This is a genomic window from Lacinutrix sp. Hel_I_90 (genome assembly GCF_000934685.1).
In the GTDB taxonomy this organism is placed as follows: Bacteria; Bacteroidota; Bacteroidia; order Flavobacteriales; family Flavobacteriaceae; genus Lacinutrix.
The window spans coordinates 1,568,191-1,586,747 of record NZ_JYNQ01000001.1 but is presented as its reverse complement, the minus strand read 5'-3'; the positions used below and the strand labels follow the sequence as shown (position 1 = coordinate 1,586,747).

The 18,557-nt window shown below is 35.2% G+C and carries 18 protein-coding genes and 1 pseudogene; 5 read left to right on the top strand and 14 right to left on the bottom strand.

The window, feature by feature from the left end:
- Positions 1–7: 7 nt before the first annotated feature.
- Positions 8–2,857: an aminomethyl-transferring glycine dehydrogenase gene (gene gcvP / locus GQ46_RS07140; protein ID WP_044399827.1), complete on the bottom strand. Its 2,850-nt coding sequence runs from the start codon at positions 2,855–2,857 to the stop codon at positions 8–10.
- A gap of 280 nt (positions 2,858–3,137) precedes the next feature.
- Between gcvP and GQ46_RS07135 the strand changes: the two genes are divergently transcribed.
- Positions 3,138–3,968, top strand: coding sequence for a membrane protein (locus tag GQ46_RS07135; protein ID WP_044399825.1), 831 nt, complete (start codon positions 3,138–3,140; stop codon positions 3,966–3,968).
- Here the strand turns inward: GQ46_RS07135 and GQ46_RS07130 are convergent.
- The 11 genes and pseudogenes from GQ46_RS07130 to GQ46_RS07080 all read right to left on the bottom strand — a co-directional run bounded on the left by GQ46_RS07130 (position 3,948) and on the right by GQ46_RS07080 (position 13,094).
- The gene (locus GQ46_RS07130; RefSeq protein WP_044399822.1) at positions 3,948–4,202 is read right to left on the bottom strand and encodes a hypothetical protein; all 255 of its coding nucleotides are present in this window, start codon (positions 4,200–4,202) and stop codon (positions 3,948–3,950) included. The two genes, GQ46_RS07135 and GQ46_RS07130, sit on opposite strands and share 21 nt — an antisense overlap.
- The gene (locus GQ46_RS07125; RefSeq protein WP_044399819.1) at positions 4,203–4,757 is read right to left on the bottom strand and encodes a sigma-70 family RNA polymerase sigma factor; all 555 of its coding nucleotides are present in this window, start codon (positions 4,755–4,757) and stop codon (positions 4,203–4,205) included.
- 53 nt (positions 4,758–4,810) lie between these two features.
- Positions 4,811–5,521: pseudogene (locus tag GQ46_RS07120) on the bottom strand (YqjF family protein).
- 2 nt (positions 5,522–5,523) lie between these two features.
- A complete protein-coding gene (locus GQ46_RS07115) occupies positions 5,524–6,429 on the bottom strand; it encodes a TIGR01777 family oxidoreductase (RefSeq protein WP_044399816.1) in 906 nt (301 codons plus the stop codon).
- Between the two features lie 85 nt (positions 6,430–6,514).
- Entirely contained in the window at positions 6,515–7,390 is an 876-nt protein-coding gene (locus GQ46_RS07110; RefSeq protein WP_044399813.1) for a cyclopropane-fatty-acyl-phospholipid synthase family protein, read from the bottom strand.
- 4 nt (positions 7,391–7,394) lie between these two features.
- Complete coding sequence (locus GQ46_RS07105) at positions 7,395–7,841, bottom strand: hypothetical protein (protein ID WP_044399810.1); 447 nt, start codon at positions 7,839–7,841, stop codon at positions 7,395–7,397.
- Positions 7,838–8,122, bottom strand: coding sequence for a hypothetical protein (locus GQ46_RS07100; protein ID WP_044399807.1), 285 nt, complete (start codon positions 8,120–8,122; stop codon positions 7,838–7,840). Before GQ46_RS07100 ends, GQ46_RS07105 begins: the two co-directional genes overlap by 4 nt.
- Positions 8,123–8,176: 54 nt before the next feature.
- The gene (locus GQ46_RS07095; RefSeq protein WP_044399804.1) at positions 8,177–8,680 is read right to left on the bottom strand and encodes a GbsR/MarR family transcriptional regulator; all 504 of its coding nucleotides are present in this window, start codon (positions 8,678–8,680) and stop codon (positions 8,177–8,179) included.
- Positions 8,681–9,057: 377 nt separating this feature from the next.
- Positions 9,058–11,088 (bottom strand): M3 family metallopeptidase, encoded by a 2,031-nt coding sequence (locus GQ46_RS07090; RefSeq protein ID WP_044399801.1) that lies wholly within the window; start codon positions 11,086–11,088, stop codon positions 9,058–9,060.
- 362 nt (positions 11,089–11,450) lie between these two features.
- Complete coding sequence (purE, locus tag GQ46_RS07085; RefSeq protein ID WP_044399798.1) at positions 11,451–11,936, bottom strand: 5-(carboxyamino)imidazole ribonucleotide mutase; 486 nt, start codon at positions 11,934–11,936, stop codon at positions 11,451–11,453.
- A 3-nt stretch (positions 11,937–11,939) separates the two neighbouring features.
- Positions 11,940–13,094 (bottom strand): 5-(carboxyamino)imidazole ribonucleotide synthase, encoded by a 1,155-nt coding sequence (locus tag GQ46_RS07080; protein ID WP_044404695.1) that lies wholly within the window; start codon positions 13,092–13,094, stop codon positions 11,940–11,942.
- Between the two features lie 121 nt (positions 13,095–13,215).
- On the opposite strand from GQ46_RS07080, the gene GQ46_RS17390 reads away from it, so the two are divergent.
- Entirely contained in the window at positions 13,216–14,325 is a 1,110-nt protein-coding gene (locus GQ46_RS17390; RefSeq protein ID WP_082041717.1) for an adenylate kinase, read from the top strand.
- Between the two features lie 63 nt (positions 14,326–14,388).
- A complete protein-coding gene (gene obgE / locus GQ46_RS07070; RefSeq protein WP_044399795.1) occupies positions 14,389–15,384 on the top strand; it encodes a GTPase ObgE in 996 nt (331 codons plus the stop codon).
- A gap of 113 nt (positions 15,385–15,497) precedes the next feature.
- Here obgE and GQ46_RS07065 read toward each other — a convergent pair whose 3' ends face one another.
- A complete protein-coding gene (locus tag GQ46_RS07065) occupies positions 15,498–16,274 on the bottom strand; it encodes an NYN domain-containing protein (RefSeq protein ID WP_044399792.1) in 777 nt (258 codons plus the stop codon).
- A gap of 201 nt (positions 16,275–16,475) precedes the next feature.
- Here GQ46_RS07065 and GQ46_RS07060 point away from each other — a divergent pair, with 201 nt between their 5' ends.
- Positions 16,476–17,000 carry a DUF4136 domain-containing protein gene (locus GQ46_RS07060; RefSeq protein ID WP_044399789.1) on the top strand — a complete coding sequence of 175 codons (525 nt, stop codon included), beginning with the start codon at positions 16,476–16,478 and terminating at the stop codon, positions 16,998–17,000.
- Positions 17,001–17,158: 158 nt separating this feature from the next.
- Here the strand turns inward: GQ46_RS07060 and GQ46_RS07055 are convergent, their stop codons facing one another.
- Positions 17,159–17,536, bottom strand: coding sequence for a DoxX family membrane protein (locus GQ46_RS07055; protein ID WP_044399786.1), 378 nt, complete (start codon positions 17,534–17,536; stop codon positions 17,159–17,161).
- A 255-nt stretch (positions 17,537–17,791) separates the two neighbouring features.
- Here GQ46_RS07055 and GQ46_RS07050 point away from each other — a divergent pair, with 255 nt between their 5' ends.
- Positions 17,792–18,517 (top strand): SDR family oxidoreductase, encoded by a 726-nt coding sequence (locus tag GQ46_RS07050; protein WP_044399783.1) that lies wholly within the window; start codon positions 17,792–17,794, stop codon positions 18,515–18,517.
- Positions 18,518–18,557 lie beyond the last annotated feature (40 nt).

Sequence of the window (18,557 nt, the reverse complement as noted above, 5' to 3'; positions counted from 1 at the left end):
AGGACTATTATGCTTCCATATAGGCTTCAATTGGTGCGCAAGTACAGATTAAATTTCTGTCGCCATACGCATCATCTACACGACGTACTGTAGGCCAAAACTTAGTGTCGCGCACGTAATCTAAAGGGAAAGCTGCTTTTTCCCGAGAGTACGGAAACAGCCATTCATCACTAGTGAGCATAGCCATGGTGTGCGGTGCGTTTTTTAACGGATTATTTATGTCCTCTTTTGAAGTTTGTGCAATTTCTTTTCTAATAGAAATCATCGCATCACAAAAACGGTCCATTTCAGCTTTACTTTCACTTTCTGTTGGTTCAATCATCATGGTACCAGCTACAGGAAAAGATACTGTTGGTGAATGAAATCCATAATCCATTAAACGTTTTGCTATATCGACCACTTCAATGCCGTTTTCTTTAAACGGACGACAATCTATAATCATTTCATGGGCTGCACGACCGCGTTCTCCAGAATACAAGGTTTCAAAAGAACCTTGTAAACGCTGCTTTATGTAGTTTGCATTTAAAATAGCAACTTCAGTAGCTTTTTTCAACCCTTTTACGCCTAGCATTCTAATGTAGCCATACGATATCAAGCACGCTAAAGCAGAACCAAACGGTGCTGCAGAAATCGCTGTAATCGCCTGGTCACCTCCTGTTTTAATTAACGGGTTACCTGGTAAAAAAGGAACCAGTTGTTTTGCTACGCAAATAGGTCCAACACCTGGGCCACCACCACCATGAGGAATAGCAAAGGTTTTATGTAAGTTTAAATGGCAAACATCTGCGCCAATATTTCCTGGATTGGTTAAACCAACCTGAGCATTCATATTCGCACCGTCCATGTAAACTTGTCCGCCATTATCATGAATCAATTGTGTGATTTCTTTAATTGCAGACTCATAAACACCATGGGTAGACGGGTAAGTAACCATTAGAGCAGCTAAGTTATCTTTGTGTAATTCTGCTTTTTCTCTTAAATCGTCTACATCAATATTACCATCGTCGTTGGCTTTAGTTACGACAACTTTCATTCCAGCCATAACAGCACTTGCAGGATTTGTACCGTGTGCTGATGATGGAATTAAACAAATAGTTCTATGGTGATCGCCACGAGATTCGTGATACGCACGAATAACCATCAAGCCTGCATATTCGCCTTGCGCCCCAGAGTTAGGTTGTAAAGAGGTGGCAGCAAAACCAGTAATTTCTGTCAATTGGTTTTCTAGAGCATGTAATACTTTATGATAGCCCTGTGCTTGTGCGACTGGTACAAAGGGATGAATATTGCCCCAATTTGGAGAGCTTAACGGTAACATTTCTGCCGCAGCATTCAATTTCATTGTACAGGAGCCTAAAGAAATCATCGAGTGATTTAATGATAAATCTTTACGTTCTAAATATTTTATATAACGCATCAATTCGGTTTCCGAATGATAGGTATTGAAAACGTCTAAGGTTAAAAATTCAGTTTGACGTTGAAGGGTTTGAGGAATGTTATTGGCTTCCGAAAGACTGTCTATAGATAGCGACTCTTTACCTAACGCTTCAGCAAAAATGGAAATAATTTGATTCACATCTGAAACCGTTGTTGTTTCATTTACTGAAATGGTTACCGTTTCATCATCAGGATAATTGAAATTCACTTCCTCTTTTTCAGCGAAAGCTTTAATAACTGGAGCATTTGTTTTCAACTGAATGGTATCGAAAAAGGAGGTGTTGGTTTGCTCAACCCCTAATTTTACCAACGCATTGGCTAAAGTTGATGCCGTATTATGAACTTCATCTGCGATAAACGATAAGCCTTTAGGGCCATGATAAACGGCATACATGCCGGCCATTACGGCTAATAATACTTGTGCTGTACAAATATTAGAGGTTGCTTTATCTCTTTTTATATGTTGTTCACGTGTTTGTAAGGCCATACGCAGCGCACGATTGCCGTTCATATCTTTGGTAACACCAATAATACGCCCTGGAATGTCACGCTTATAAGCTTCTTTTGTAGCAAAATATGCAGCATGTGGGCCACCATAGCCTAAAGGTATTCCAAAACGTTGTGTAGTACCAACAACAACATCTGCACCAAATTTACCTGGCGCTTCTAATTTTACTAAACTTAAAATATCTGCAGCTACCGCTACTTTTATTTGCGCAGCATTAGCTTTAGAGATAAATGTTTTTATATCGCTAACTTGTCCGTTTTTTCCTGGATATTGAAGGATTGCCCCAAAAAACCCTGAAGAGAAATCAAACTCAGTTTCATTGCCAACTACCAATTCAATACCAATAGGTGTTGCACGCGTTTGAAGTAATGATAAGGTTTGTGGCAAAATAGTTTCAGCAACAAAAAACTTATTTACCTGCGCTTTCTTTTGTTCACGCTCACGAACAGCAAATAACAAGCTCATCGCTTCTGCTGCTGCGGTACTTTCATCAAGAAGAGAGGCATTGGCAAGCTCCATTCCCGTTAAATCCGTGATCATAGTCTGGAAATTTAACAAGGCTTCAAGACGGCCTTGTGCAATCTCTGCCTGATATGGTGTGTAAGCCGTGTACCAACCCGGATTTTCTAATACATTACGTTGAATAACTGCAGGTAAAATAGTGGGGTGGTAGCCTAAACCAATATACGTTTTATAGAGTTTATTAAGTTTAGACAACTCGTTTATATGTGACGAATACTCAAATTCGCTCATTGCTACGTCTAAGTTTAAATCCCTTTTTAAACGGATATCGTCTGGAATCGTTTCGTAAATAAGTTGCTCCATACTGTCTACACCAAGTGTTTTTAACATCTTGTTTTGGTCGTTTTCCTGAGGGCCAATGTGACGTAGTGCGAAAGACTTTGTATTCATAGTAGTTGTGTTGCTATTAATTTTCGGCAAAAATACTGAAAACTTAAGGTAATATTTCCCAAAAAACCGAAAGTTTTTAACCAAACGTCGTGGTTATTAACAGCTAAGGCCTTTTGTAAAATAAATAAACTCAGATAAACCATTCTTTTCTAGTACTGCTATAAATTAAAAACAAACTATGGCTAATGCTATGTCTGATTTTCTTGAGTATCTAAACAGTGAAGGCTATATTTCTTTTTTGGAAATTCAATTTACAAAAGGTATTGGTTAACTTTGTTTCATGCGCCTTATTAAACAGCTTTTCGATTTTTATATCAATGCCAGTATTCATGTGGCCATAGCTGTTTATGCGCTAAGTTGGATTACCTTGAAGCACTTCAACCTATCTTATGATGAAAACGTGCTTTATTTTATCTTTTTTGCAACGATAACCGGTTATAATTTTGTTAAGTATTTTGGGATCGCAAAATTCCATCATAGGAGCTTGACCGATACCCTAAAAGTGATTCAGCTTTTTTCGTTGCTTTGTTTTTTATTGCTGTGTTATTATGCGACACAATTAGAGTTAAAGACGCTTACTTATATTGCTGTTTTTGGTGTGATTACTTTTCTGTACGCCATACCCTTTATCCCTAAAAGTTTTTATTTGGATAGTCAGCAAAACTTACGCGATGTTAGTGGGCTCAAGGTGTATGTTATTGCTTTGGTTTGGTCTGGTGTTACTGTTTTTTTACCATTGATAAACCATGATTTTGAATGGAATGCAGCGGTGTATATTACCGCTTTTCAGCGTTTTGTTTTCGCGATTGTTTTAATGCTTCCTTTTGAAATCAGGGATTTGAAATATGATAGTTTGCGATTGTCTACTATTCCGCAAAAGATAGGCGTGAAGCGCACGAAAATAGCGGGTGGAGTGTTATTAATGCTTTTCTTTTTTGCTGAATTTTTTAAAGAGGAATTAACGGTGAGTAGCATTACAGAACATCTTACTGTCTTAGTGGTGACACTACTTTTTGTTCTTTTTTCAAATAAAGAAAGAAGCGCGTATTACTGCTCTTTTTTTGTAGAAGGTATTCCCATACTTTGGTTGCTAATGGTTTTGCTTTGCTAATTCTCTTTCTAAAGTTGCTCGAATTTCTGCTTTAGCCTGTGGCTCTAATTTAACAGGTCTGCGGTTAATTAACTTTGTTAATTTCGCATTGTTTTTAGCGTATTTTCTGCAGGCAGCACAATACAGGAGGTGGATGTTTAATTTAATTTTACCCCATAACGTCGCTTCGTTATACTGTGATTTGTCACAGGTATGATTCGCTTCGTCGCAGGATAGAAATAGTTTAGTACTCATTTAAAACCAATTTTTTTCAAGGCAACCTGCCATAGCTGTTCTTGCTCTATGGATGATTACCCAGAGGTTAGACGCAGTAATATTTAATTCATTACAAATGGCTTCAGTGTCGTAATTTAAAATGGTTTTCATCTCGAAGACTTGCGCTTGTTTTTTAGGTAATTGGGCTAAACAATTATTAATGGCGATACCTAATTCAGTGTTTTCAAGTTGGTCTTCAGCTGTTTTATCAAATGGGTCTGCAACGCGTTCCTGTAACCAATCGCCTTCACTTTCTGTAGCGCTATTGTAACTCATTCTTACTTCCGCTTTGCCTTTGTTTGAATTTATTTTGCGATAGTAATCTATGATTTTTCGTTTCAAAATAGAAATAAGCCAGGTGCGCTCGCTCGCTTCCCCTTTAAAATTTTTCATAGCACCCAAACCTGCTAAAAATGTTTCAGACACCAAGTCCTGCGCCATATCTCTGTCACTAACGCGAGAAACGGTGTAGTTAAATAAATAATCTGAATACAAAGTAATCCACTGGTTAGGATCTATTTTGTGATCTGGCATTGGCTTGCAGTTGTTTTTTCAAATGTAAAGAAAATTTTAAAAGAAAACTAAGCTTAAAACTTCATTGTCCGTTTGTTTTTTACTGAAACTTCAGAACCATCTGCCAATAATATTGATTCGGGATTTATTTTATTTAAAACACTAAAGGTCTTCCCGTAATTTAATTCAAAATCAACATCAATTTTAAAATTTTTAATTTGAAATTGATTCCATCTGGGATGAACAACTTCATATTCATGTGTTTTATTTTTGCTTTTTGTATAACCAAAATAATGCTCGGTGATAAATTCGGCTTCGCTATCAAGTAAAATTTGGCTACTATTAATTTTAGTTTGAACTTTTATGCATTGTGTCACGTTGTTTATTTCCCATTGGTATTGTATGTTTTAGGCTTCTTTTGTTATTGACCAGTCATGAGACATTTTCCTAGTTTCATAATGTTCATTGTATATGGTGTTTGCTATTACTGTAATTAATGACTTTGGAACAATTTCTTTAATAAAAACAACCCCTCTTCTCCAGGTGTTATTTACTTTTCTTTTTACATAAAACCGCAGATTTACTTCTTCAAAATTGATGTACCCCGGGATTTTAAGCCCAAGAACTTTTACATCCTTAAAAAGGAATCCTACTAGACTTACATAGCACTTATTGTTGTACAAATCTAGTTCAGTACCATTAGGAATATAAGGTGTTAATAGTTTGGGGTCAATACAATAATTGACTAGTATTAAGTTTTCCCATCTTGCTTTTAAAAATGTCATCGTTATTTGTTTTTAAGTAAATCATCTAAAGCTACTTCAATAGTATCAAACCTGAATTCAAAGCCATTATCGATTAACCGTTTCGGAATCACATTGCGACTCTTTAAAACGAGTTCTGTTTCAGTACCAATGAGTGTTGCCCCAAACTTTAAGAGCCATACCGGATGTGAAATACCAAAAGGGACACCCAATTTTTGTCTCATATTCTGCATGAGTGTTTTGTTATCTGTCGGGTTTTTGACTGAGAGGTTGAAGTTGCCTTCTAGGTTTACATTTTCTAATAGAAAATCAATAGCTCTTGCAAAATCAAGTTCGTGAATCCAGCTTACTTTTTGTTTACCTGAGCCTTGTTTTCCTCCTAAGCCAAGTTTAGTTAGTGCTTTTAAAGGTGATATGGCGCCACCTTTTTTGCCCATTACAATAGACGTACGCAATGCAATTTTTCTGGTTTTAGGAGTCATCACCTCATAAAATGCGGTCTCCCAAGACTTCGCAATACTCATAGAGAAATTGTCGCCTATTTCTCCGTTTTCTTCAGTCATTTGTTTGTCTACAGAGTGACGATAAATGGTTGCTGTAGACGAATTAAACCAAACTTTTGGAGGCTGTTCGCATAAGTTAATAGCCAAGCCCAGTAGGTTAGTAGAATCAATTCTTGATTTATAAATTTCTTTTTTGTTTTCTTCAGTATAGCGACAATCAACAGATTTGCCAGTGAGATTGATTACTGCTACTGTGTTTTCCAATTGATTTGTCCAATCCCCCAAATCTTTAGCATTCCAATAAATGTCATTATTACGTTTAGGGTTTCGTGTTAATATTTTAACCGCGTATTGCTTCTTTGTAAAAAAGGTTTCTAAAACCTGGCCTAAAAAGCCGCTTCCGCCGGCTATGATAATGGTCTTCATCGTTTTAATTTTTTACTAGTTTATTTTTTTAATAGTAGTGACGTGTATGACTATGCTTTTAAATATCGTTTATGGGTTTTCATAATTATTTTGTTGCACTTATAAAATAATATCCAAAACTCTTCATGTGTAATCCAGATAATAGAGCGTAAAACGAACCTTTAAGATTATGTAAACTTTCGCGCTTAAGCGATTTAAAGGCGAATAATTTTTTTAGAATAAATCCTGTAATAGCAAACGGCACATGTAATACTGAGGGAGCAACTCTAAATGAAACGTCTTCTACTTTAATGTTTTTGAATCCCAAATCAGTTAGGTCTTTTTTAACGGTTTTTATTGAAGCCAAACGTTCTAAACTCCAATGTGAGCACAATTTTCTGTACGCGTAATTTGAACCATAGCACAACTCTGATGTTTCTTTTTTTAAAAAAGCATCTGCAATAACAAATCGGCCGTTGGACTTTAATACACGATACGCTTCTTTAAAAGAACGCTTGTCGTGACCAGAATGACAAAAACTTTCTATGGCTAATGCACCATCAAAGCTATTAGACTTAAAAGAGGTTTGGTTGTAATTTTCGTTTATAATACTGCCTTTTAAATGTTTTAAAAGTGCATTACCCTTTTCAACTTGAAACGGAGATAAGGTAACACCAAATGCGGTTAAACCTTTTATTTTTTTTAATGCATAACGCATGGTGCCACCAACACCGCAACCTAAATCTATAATTGTACTTTTGTCTTTATCTAAGTTTAAGCGTTTCAGTACTTGATTATTCATTTCATTAAGCATTGTATTTCGTCTAAATGGACTGTTTAGGAAGGGTCTATAGTAACCAAAATGCATATTTAAATCTTTACTCCAAAAGGCATAATCTTCAGTAGCTTCGTTATAGAAGTCTACCATTTCTATGGTGTTTTCTTTAGATTTTTCTTGGTGTTTTAGTATAAGTGTTTCCATAGATTTAGTTATTGTAGTTTAAATAATACAGGATGTTTTGAAGAAGCAATAGTACATTTACCACTGCGAATAAAACAAACAATAGATTCATGCCATAACCACCAAATTTAAAAAGGGCCTTTTTTGGAATAGCATACATAGGGTAATAGGCAATTTGAGTTAAAACTTTGCCAACCCAATAAGCAGCCATTAATCCTGTAATAGCAATAGCTAAAACACTTCCGTTTTTTAATTCTGAAGTCAAAAGAATGGCAATTAAACCAAAATAGAAATTTAAACCTTGAATATAGCGACCATAGGTTTTTACAATTTCTTGATTTAGAGGTTTTAGTTGCTTGACATCGTTATACCAATCGAATACTTTATGCCGAATATAGGGGTAAATTATAGCGGTAAATATTTGACCTAAACCACTTAGAATAATTAGCCAGTTTGGGATGTTTAATTTCATGATTTTTGAATTTTTTGAGAATAAATAATATAAGTTAGAAAGAAGATTAATGAAATTGGCAGCATTAAAAACCAATTAATTTCTCTAGTCCATGCCAGGAAGAAAAACAAGACTAAGCCTAAGTATATATAGATTAGTTTATTTCTAGGAAACAGGAAGGTGAAGAATAATCCGCAAATAATTTGTAGACCTCCTGTCACCGGCAAGCCATAAGGTCCTAGGAGGAGAAAGACTAAAGCAATGATATTTACGATTTTTAAAATTTTGAATGCCTTTTTCATTGTTTTTAATATTTTAAACTTTCAGAAAAAAATGAAAGTATGATTTAAATTTTTTTATTTAAAGAGTTTTAGAACCGACTTCGTTAGCCAGTTTTGTTTTTGGTTTACTAATTTATTAATCATCGAATCCATAGTCTCCGTTAATTCGTGTAGTGCTTTGGTTTGTTTTATGAGTTCTTTTGTTTTTTCGGTGCCGTCATCTTCAATAGTCGAGACTTCATCTAAAATTTTAATAACCGGTTTGATTTCGCGACGACTACGTTCTTTTGCTATAATTCTGGCCAATTCTTGTACGTCTTTTTCTGTTGTAAAATACTCTTTACGTTCTCCAGGGACTAGTATTTTTGTAACGATACCCCAATCCATCAATTGTCGTAAATTCATGCTGGTATTACCACGAGAAATCTTAAGGTCTTCCATGATGTCTTCCATAGACAGTGGTGTTGTAGAAATAAACAGTAAGGATTGAATTTGGGCCATCGCTTTATTGATGCCCCATAGCGAGCCTAAACTTCCCCAGGTACTAATAAATTTCTCTTTTGCTTCTTGATATTCCATGCGTCAAAGATAATTAAATATTTTAAACTTTCAGTAATTACTGAAAGTTTATTTTTATAAATGTTTGTTTCCCAGAAAGACGGTGGTTCCTAATAAGCGTATTTCGTCTATAGATCCTATTGTATGCTGGGATTTTTGAGACATGTGTTACAACTATTCTAAACTAGAATTCATTCACAAGCGTAAATAAACGGCGTTTAAATATAAACAGCAGTCTTATCTTATTGAAAAAGAGAATTGCCTATTCGGTAACTCTATAATATGAAATATAACAGAAATTAAAATGAGTACTATATATCAAAAAAAACTCCTCCTAAAAAAAGGAGGAGAATGCATGCTTGTTTTGCCTTCCTAAATTAAAAGGAAGAGGAGCTGTTCTATTTTATCAGACCAGCACGCCTTAATAAAGCCTCTGGTTTTGCTGCCTGACCTCTAAAACGTTCGTATAAAATCACAGGATTTTCTGTGCCGCCCTGAGAGAGCACGTGGTCTTTGAATTTAGTGGCTACGTCTTTGTTGAAAATACCTTCTTGTTTAAAATAGTCAAACGCATCTGCATCTAAAACTTCAGCCCATTTGTAACTGTAATACCCAGAAGAATACCCCCCTTGAAAAATATGCGCAAAAGTAGTACTCATACAACTCGTTGGAATATCTGGATAAAGGTCTGTATCACTAAAAGCATTACTTTCATAGGCTTTTACATCTGTAATGCTTGTAGGGTTTGTGCCATACCAAGCCATATCTAATAGACCAAAACTTATTTGACGTAGTGTTTGCATGCCTTGTTGAAAGGTGGCTGACGCTTTTATTTTATCTATTAGCTCCATAGGGATGACTGCTCCAGTTTCATAATGTGTCGCAAATAGCTCTAATGCTTCTTTCTCATAGCACCAGTTTTCCATCACCTGACTTGGTAATTCTACAAAATCCCAGTACACACTTGTGCCAGATAAACTTGGGTAAGTTGTATTGGCTAACATGCCGTGTAAGGCATGACCAAACTCGTGAAACAAGGTCGTTACTTCATTAAAAGTAAGCAGTGATGGCTTGGTCTTTGTTGGTTTTGTAAAGTTGCAGACGATAGACACATGCGGTCTTTCGTTTTCGTTGTTTTGGATGTATTGTGATTTGTACGAGGTCATCCAAGCGCCATTTCGTTTGCCTTTTCTCGGAAAAAAATCAGCATAAAAAAGTGAGATAAAGTCGCCTTTATCGTTTGTTACTTTATACGTTAAAACCTCTTCGTGGTATTTATCGATATCGTGTATTTCTTCAAAATGTAAATTGAATAATTTTTCCGCCACCATAAAAGCGCCAGCAATCACATTTTCTAATTTAAAATAAGGCTTTAATTGTTCGTCATCTAAACTGAATAATTTTTGTTTTAATTTTTCAGAATAATAAGCTGAATCCCATTTTTGTAAGGCCTTAATACCGTCTAATGCTTTTGCGAAATTTTCTAATGTTTCAAATTCATTTTCAGCAGCAGGCTTTGCTTTTTCTAGTAACTCATTTAAAAAAGTCTCAACTTTTTCAGGAGTTTCTGCCATACGTTCTTCTAATACAAAATGGGCATGTGTTTTATAACCTAACAATTGTGCGCGATCATAACTAAGTTTTGCAATATCTAAAACGTTTTGTTGATTGTCTAAAGCATCGCCTTTAAAGGCTTTGCTGCCAAAAGCTTTCGATAATTCTTCTCTTAACTCACGATTATCTGCATACGTCATAAAAGGAATATAACTTGGGTAATCTAACGTGATCAACCAACCGTCTTTGTTCTTACTTTCTGCTAATTGTTTGGCGGCTTCTTTTGCGCCTTCTGGTAAACCAGACAAGGCTTCTTCACTGGTTATTAGGAGCTCATATTTATTGGTTTCGGCTAAAATATTTTCTCCGAAAGTGAGTTTTAGTTTTGCTAATTTCTTGTCTATTTCACGAAGTTTGACTTTCGCATCCGCTTTTAAGTTAGCACCATTTCTAGAAAAACCTTTATACTTTTTATCTAATAGTGTGGTTTGTTCTACTGAAAGATTTAAGTCCTTCATTTGATTGTAAACCACTTTTACTCTTTTAAATAAATCTTCGTTTAAAGTAATGTCATTTCCAAATTCTGAAAGCAAAGGAGAAACCTCCTGTGCTATTTTTTGTATTTCATCATTGGTTTCAGCAGAATTTAAATTAAAAAAGATACTGGTTACCCGGTTTAATTGCTGCCCACTAAATTCTAATGCTTCTATGGTGTTTTTAAAAGTAGGCGCTTCAGGATTATTAACGATGGCATTAATTTCTTCCTTCGTTTCCTCAATAAGCTGCATAATTGCAGGCTTAAAGTCGCTGTTTTCTATTTGAACGAATGGTGCTGATGTGTATTTGGTCGAAAAGTTTGTTGTTAATGTATTCATTTATAAGCGTGTAATTTTTTGTAAGTTAAATCTTTCAATTATTATTTTAGCAAACTGTAATTATTATTTAGTTTTGTCTTGATTTTTCGTGAGAGCTGGTTACTCTCTTAAAAATTATTGATTAATAGCGATGAAAAGCCTCAAATTTATTTGAGGCTTTTTTTTATGATAAAAATCAACCTATTTTTAAGTTAAACTGTATTTGTTCTCGTGTCCTCCAATGCATTAAATCTATTTATTTGAATGCTTTCAATGGATGGCCAATTAAGAATTTTAAACACCCTAGTCTTTGATGTGGAAAAAACGGTTCTAGATAACCCTTTAAAGCTATAAAAAAACTAGGAGACTAGACTTTTTTACGTTTAGTATTTAAGTTTTTTTGAAGCAGCTTCAACTTTTAGCTTTAATCCTTCTTTGTAAACTATAATTTTATCTAAAACACATTGGTCACTCGTGCCAATAATTTGCGCGGCTAGAATGCCTGCGTTTTTTGCGCCATCCAGGGCTACAGTAGCCACTGGAACACCTCCAGGCATCTGTAAGATAGATAATATGGAATCCCAGCCATCTATAGAATTTCTACTTTTCACTGGCACTCCTATTACGGGAAGTGGTGACATAGCTGCAACCATCCCTGGTAAATGTGCCGCACCACCAGCGCCAGCAATAATAACTGAGAGACCTCTGGTATGCGCATTTTTACTATAATCGTACAATTTCTCTGGTGTTCTGTGTGCCGATACAATATCAACTTCTACTTCAATATCAAAACCTTTTAAAATATCGATTGCTTCCTGCATGATTGGGAGATCGCTATCGCTTCCCATAATTACGCCAACTTTGCTCATAATTTATTTGCTTATCACTTTAATTGTATTCTTAACGTCCTCTGCAATCGCTCTTGCGGTATTTAAATCTTCGTTTACAATAGTTACATGTCCCATTTTACGAAAGGGACGTGTTTGCTTTTTACCATAAATATGCGGTGTTACACCTTCCATTTTCATGATTTCAGCAATATTTTCATAAATAACCTCACCCGAAAAACCTTCAGCACCAACCAGATTTACCATAATGCCCCCCACCTTACTTTCTGTTTTACCTAAAGGTAAATTTAGAATGGCACGAATATGTTGTTCAAATTGTGAGGTGTAACTTGCTTCAATGGTTTGGTGTCCTGAGTTGTGAGGTCTGGGAGCAACTTCATTAATTAAAATGTCGTCGTTTTGAGTTTGAAATAATTCAACCGCTAACAGCCCAACATTATTAAAAGCCTTAGATACGTTTAAAGCGACTTCTTGTGCTTTTTTTGCAACCGCCTCAGAGATTCTTGCTGGGCATATAACATACTCTACTTGATTGGCTTCTGGGTGAAATTCCATCTCTACCACAGGATAGGTTTTTACTTCCCCGTCAGGATTTCTTGCAACAATAACCGCTAATTCGTTTTTAAAATCAATAAGCGCTTCTGTAATACATTCTCCTGGCGGTAATCCTTTTAAATCGGCTAAGGTGCGAACTATTTTAACACCATTACCATCATAACCAAATTGTGCGCTTTTCCAGACGAAAGGAAATTCTAATCCGCCATTTAAAACAGCATCCTCAATTTCTGAAGCATAAGCAAAACGAGAAAAGTCTGAGGTTGGTAAATTATGATCTAAGTAAAATAATTTCTGTTTCGCTTTATTTTGGATAATCCTTAAATTCTTAGAAGAGGGATAGACTTTAATACCTTTTTTTTCTAATTTTTCGAGCGCATCGACATTGACATTTTCAATTTCAAAGGTGAGCAGATCTACTTGTTTTCCAAAGTTATAAACCGTTTCAAAATCCATTAAATCACCTGTCGTGAATTGGTCGCAAGCGATTCTGCAAGGTGCATCGTCATTAACACCTAAGACATGGGTAGTAATATCAAATTTTCGTGTTACATTAAGCATCATCTTGCCTAATTGACCACCACCTAAAATACCTAGTTTAAATTGTGAAGAAAAGTAATTCATCAGTACAGTTTGGTTTAGCACAAAAATACATTTTAAAATGAAAAGAATGCCATAAATTGCGTATGAAAATCGTATATCGTTTAACAAATACGTATCTTTGCGACTTTCATAAAAATAAGCCATGATAAAGCTTCACGATAAATACTTTAAGCCTTTTATTTCTGAGGAAGAAATAGCGGATGTTGTTACGAGAATGGCAGCAGAAGTCGCGAATGACTTAGGAGACGAAATACCTGTATTTGTAGGTGTTTTAAATGGCTCATTTATGCTGGTAAGTGATTTTGTAAAAAAATATCCGAAACCCTGTGAGGTCACTTTTATAAAACTAGCGTCTTATGAAGGCGTGAAATCTACTGAGGATATTCAGCGATTAATTGGTTTAACTCAAGATTTAAGTGGCAGAACTGTCGTTATCTTAGAAGATATAATAGATACAGGGCAAACATTGCATGAAGTACATCGTATTTTTAAAAATGAAAATGTAAAGCAATTGCTTATCGCCACTTTGTTTCACAAGCCTGAAGCCTATAAAAAAGATTTTAAACTACATTATGTTGGTATAGAAATTCCTGATAAATTTATTGTTGGTTACGGTTTAGACTACGATGGATTAGGGCGTGATTTACCAGCAGTATATCAAATTAAAACAACACAACACATGACTAATTTTGTATTATTTGGTCCTCCAGGAGCAGGTAAAGGCACACAAGCTAATTTTTTAAAGGAGAAGTATAACCTTTTACATATTTCAACAGGAGATGTTTTTAGGTTTAATATAAAAAACGAAACCGCTTTAGGACTGTTGGCTAAATCATTTATGGATAAAGGTGAGTTGGTGCCAGATCAAGTAACTATAGATATGTTGGAGGCTGAAGTTGAAAAAAATGCAGGCGCTAAAGGGTTTATTTTTGATGGTTTTCCAAGAACAAATACACAAGCCAAGGCTTTGGATCAATTGATGCAAAGTAAAGATTCTCAAATTAATGCCATGATTGCTTTAGAAGTTGAAGACGAAGTATTAGTTGAACGTCTTTTAGAACGAGGGAAATCGAGTGGGAGAGCTGATGATGCAGACGAAAGCATTATTAGAAACCGAATTAAAGAATACTATACTAAAACAGCCATATTAAAAGACTATTATTCAGCGCAGGACAAATATTTTGGCGTTGATGGTTTTGGTGATATTGAAGTGATTACAAAACGGTTGTGTAATACCATTGATAAATTGTAATTGTGGTTCTTGCGAAAGTAGGGAACCTGCGATTGAGTTAAAATAAACATAAAATAAAATCAAATGACTGAAGGGAACTTCGTTGACTACGTAAAAATGCACGTATCTTCTGGAAAAGGGGGAAAAGGATCTACGCATTTACACCGTGAAAAGTATATCACGAAAGGTGGTCCAGATGGTGGAGATGGCGGACGTGGAGGTCACGTGATTTTAAAAGGCAACTCTAACCTTTGGACCTTGTTACACTTAAAATTTAAGCGTCATATTCGTGCAGGACATGGAGAACACGGTAGTAGCGGAAGAAGTTCTGGTGCAGATGGCGAGGATATGTATGTTGATGTGCCTTTAGGAACGGTTGTACGCGATACAGAAACTAATGAGATTCTTTTTGAAATCACAGAAGAAGGAGAAGAACGTATTGTAGTAGAAGGCGGAAAAGGAGGTCGCGGGAATTGGCATTTTAAAACCTCTACAAACCAGACTCCGCGTTATGCGCAACCTGGTATTCCATTGGAGGAGAAAGATATCATTTTAGAACTTAAAATTTTAGCAGATGTTGGTTTAGTAGGTTTTCCTAATGCAGGAAAGTCTACACTGTTGTCTGTTTTGACTTCGGCAAAACCAAAAATTGCAGATTATGAGTTTACGACCCTCAAGCCTAATTTAGGCATTGTAAAATATCGTGAATTTCAAACCTTCGTGATGGCAGATATCCCTGGAATTATAGAAGGTGCTGCAGAAGGTAAAGGGCTTGGCTATTACTTTTTAAGACATATTGAACGTAATTCTATTTTATTGTTTTTAATTCCTGCTGATGCTCCGGATATTAAAAAGCAATACGATATTTTATTAGATGAGTTACGTCGTTACAATCCAGAGATGTTGGATAAAGACCGACTAATTGCAATTTCTAAATGTGATATGCTGGACGATGAGCTTAAAGCGGAGTTAAGTGAACAATTGGATAATGAACTGCCCATTCCTTACTTTCTAATATCATCTGTTGCGCAACAAGGTTTAACAGAATTGAAAGATGCGCTTTGGAAGGCATTAAACTAATATTTTTTTAATACGTTTATAACAAAAAGCTCTTAATCAGATTAAGAGCTTTTTCTTTTTATTGCATTTCAAAATAGGACCATTTTATGGTAATAAAAACTTTTTAGACCGTCTTATTTTTTTTGTTTCGCTTTTTTAGACTTAATCGCTGCATTTTCTTTAACTCTAACATAAACGAGTTTAAAGCGTCCTTTTGTTGTTTCTCGTTTATCAATTTCAAGTGTTTTAATTGAACTTATTAAAGGGGTTAGTTTTTGAAAGCCAAAATTTCTGGAATCAAAATTAGGTTGTTTCTTTTGTAAAAGACTACCTACATCACCTAAAAAAGCCCAACCGTCATCATCTGCTAAATCTAATATGGTGCTAGAAATTAATTTAATGACTTGCGGCGTAATATTATCCACAGTATTTTTTGAAGCGGTACTATTTTCATTAGATGCTGATGCATCACTCTGAGATTGATCTTTAAGGATTTCAATATAAATAAACTTATCACAAGCCACTATAAACGGGTTCGGTGTTTTCTTTTCTCCAATGCCAAACACTTGCATCCCTGCTTCACGAAGTCTTGTCGCTAAACGTGTAAAATCACTATCGCTGGACACTAAACAAAAACCATCTACTTTTTCTGAATATAAGATGTCCATAGCATCAATAATCATTGCAGAATCTGTTGCGTTTTTACCGGTCGTGTAACCATATTGTTGAATGGGTGTAATCGCGTTTTCGAGAAGTATGGTTTTCCATTTTGATAAATGCGGCTTCGTCCAATCGCCATATATTCTTTTTATGGTCGGATTGCCGTATTTGGCAATTTCTTCCATCATCTCTTTTACATGGGCAGAAGGGATGTTATCTCCATCAATTAACACTGCAAGCTTTAAATCCATAGTTCCTTTTTAATTTCTGTTAAAATTACAATAAAGAAATTAAAATTCTAAACTCTGTTTGAATTTTAAAGGTTGTTTTCTGGATACTTCAACGTCATTAGCATTGAATAAACTCATTTTTCAAAGTAAAATTATGACAAACGGTTTGAAACGAATACTAAATGGTATAATTTTCGTTATTTTTATATATAAAAGAGGCTTATGAAAATTTTAAAAATAGTTCTTTTATTTCTATGTGTGGTTTCGTGCGCGCCCATTTATGTGAATTACGATTATGAAAAGACCACTAATTTTTCTGACTATAAAACCTATCATTTTTATGATGATATGGATACAGGGTTTACTGGTTTAGATGAAAAGCGTTTTATTCTCGCCTTAGAAACAAAATTAAATACGATGGGATTGACAAAATCTGAAACACCAGATTTTGTTATCGATTTGAAAAGCAATGAATATCATGAGGGCCAAAGGAATACTGTAGGCGTAGGGCTTGGTGGAGGAAATGTAGGACTTAGTGGTGGTGGTGTTTCAATAGGTATTCCAATGGGGCAGGAAAAAATAAATAGGGAAATTATAGTAGAGTTTGTAGACGATTCTAAAACTGGGCTATTTTGGCAGGTAAGAAGTGTAAGTAGTTTTAATCCCAATGCAACTCCCGAAAAGCGAGAAGCTAAGTTAGACGCCATAGTCGAGAAGATGTTTACGGAGTATCCACCAAAAAAATAAAGAAGAGGCTGTCTAAAAAGACTTTTAAATTTACTTTGTCAGGTTGAGCTTGTCGAAACTAATATTGATTACCAGTAGGTTAAAATATTTCGACAGGCTCAATATGACAATGGACACGTCTTTTTAGATAGCCTCTTCTATTCAAGTTAGAAGTTGAATTAACTTAATAATGGCTTGTATTTCTCCTTGTAACCAATTAATACAGCAATGTTTAATAGTAATAGCACCGCTGCTCCAGCAATACCACCAGGATCTAATACAGCGTGAAATAATACAGCATTAACAGACACACTCATTAAAATTAATGCGAATAAAGCACCAAATTTATTAAAAATTAAAGCTAAGCCAGCGAGGACCTCAACTACAGCCACTAGCATCAATGTTTTTGAGTTCATTAAAGCTGTAAAGTAGGCTGCTGCATCTCCACTCGTTTCTGGCATAGGTAAAAACCCACCAGGTACTAATTTATTAAGGCCGAAGACTAAAACGAAGAGACCAAGTAAAATTCTTAGAATAATAAATACTTTTGAATTCATAATGTTTTTGTTTTGGTTAGTATTTTAAAGTAAAATAATCTTTTTAAATTCTTATTGTCGAAATTGGTGGAGGCTTTGAGTAAAGACTTATTTTTAGATTAATTACTATTTAGATTTCTGGAAATATAATTGAGAATCTTTTTTAAGCTTTTCTTTAAATTAAAAGGTGCAGTTTTATCATTTTTATAACAATCTAAATTAAAGATAATCATTTCAGTTTTGTAATTTTAGATACCATAGAAAAAACAGTAAATTATGATGACACTTAATACTAAAGTTGCACTAATAACAGGAGGAACAAAAGGCATAGGTTTTGGTACTGCCAAAGCCCTCATGGCCCAAGGGATTCATGTTGCAATTACCAGCCGAAGCACAGCGGCCGCAGAGAACGCTGCTAAAGAATTAGAAGACCAATGTTCTACGGAAGCTAAAGCTCTTGGAATTAAGGCAGATGTGCGTAAATTGGAAAGCCAACAGGACGCCGTAAAGCAAGTAATAGACGCGTTTGGTCAATTAGATATTGTTATAGCTAATGCTGGTTTGGGTCATTTTGGGAGTATTGAAGATTTAACCTCAAAGCAATGGAACGAGGTCATCGATACCAATCTAACAGGGGTGTTTAATTCTATCAAGGCCAGTGTCGCCGCATTAAAAAAAACCAAAGGTTATTTTATTACTATATCAAGTTTAGCTGGCACCAATTTCTTTGCTGGCGGCTCGGCTTACAATGCCAGTAAGTTTGGTGTTACGGGCTTTACCCAAGCTGTTATGTTAGATTTACGACAGTATGATATAAAAGTGAGTACCATCATGCCAGGCTCTGTAGCTACTCATTTTAATGGGAATGATCCAAGTGATAAAGATGCCTGGAAAATTCAAATTGAAGATATTGGTGAATTGGTTGTAGACTTAATAAAAATGAATCCAAGAACCTTACCAAGTAAAATTGAAGTAAGACCAACATTACCACCTAGTAAGTAAAATAGTAGTTAGTTTTTAATAATAAAAAGACCTTATAGGA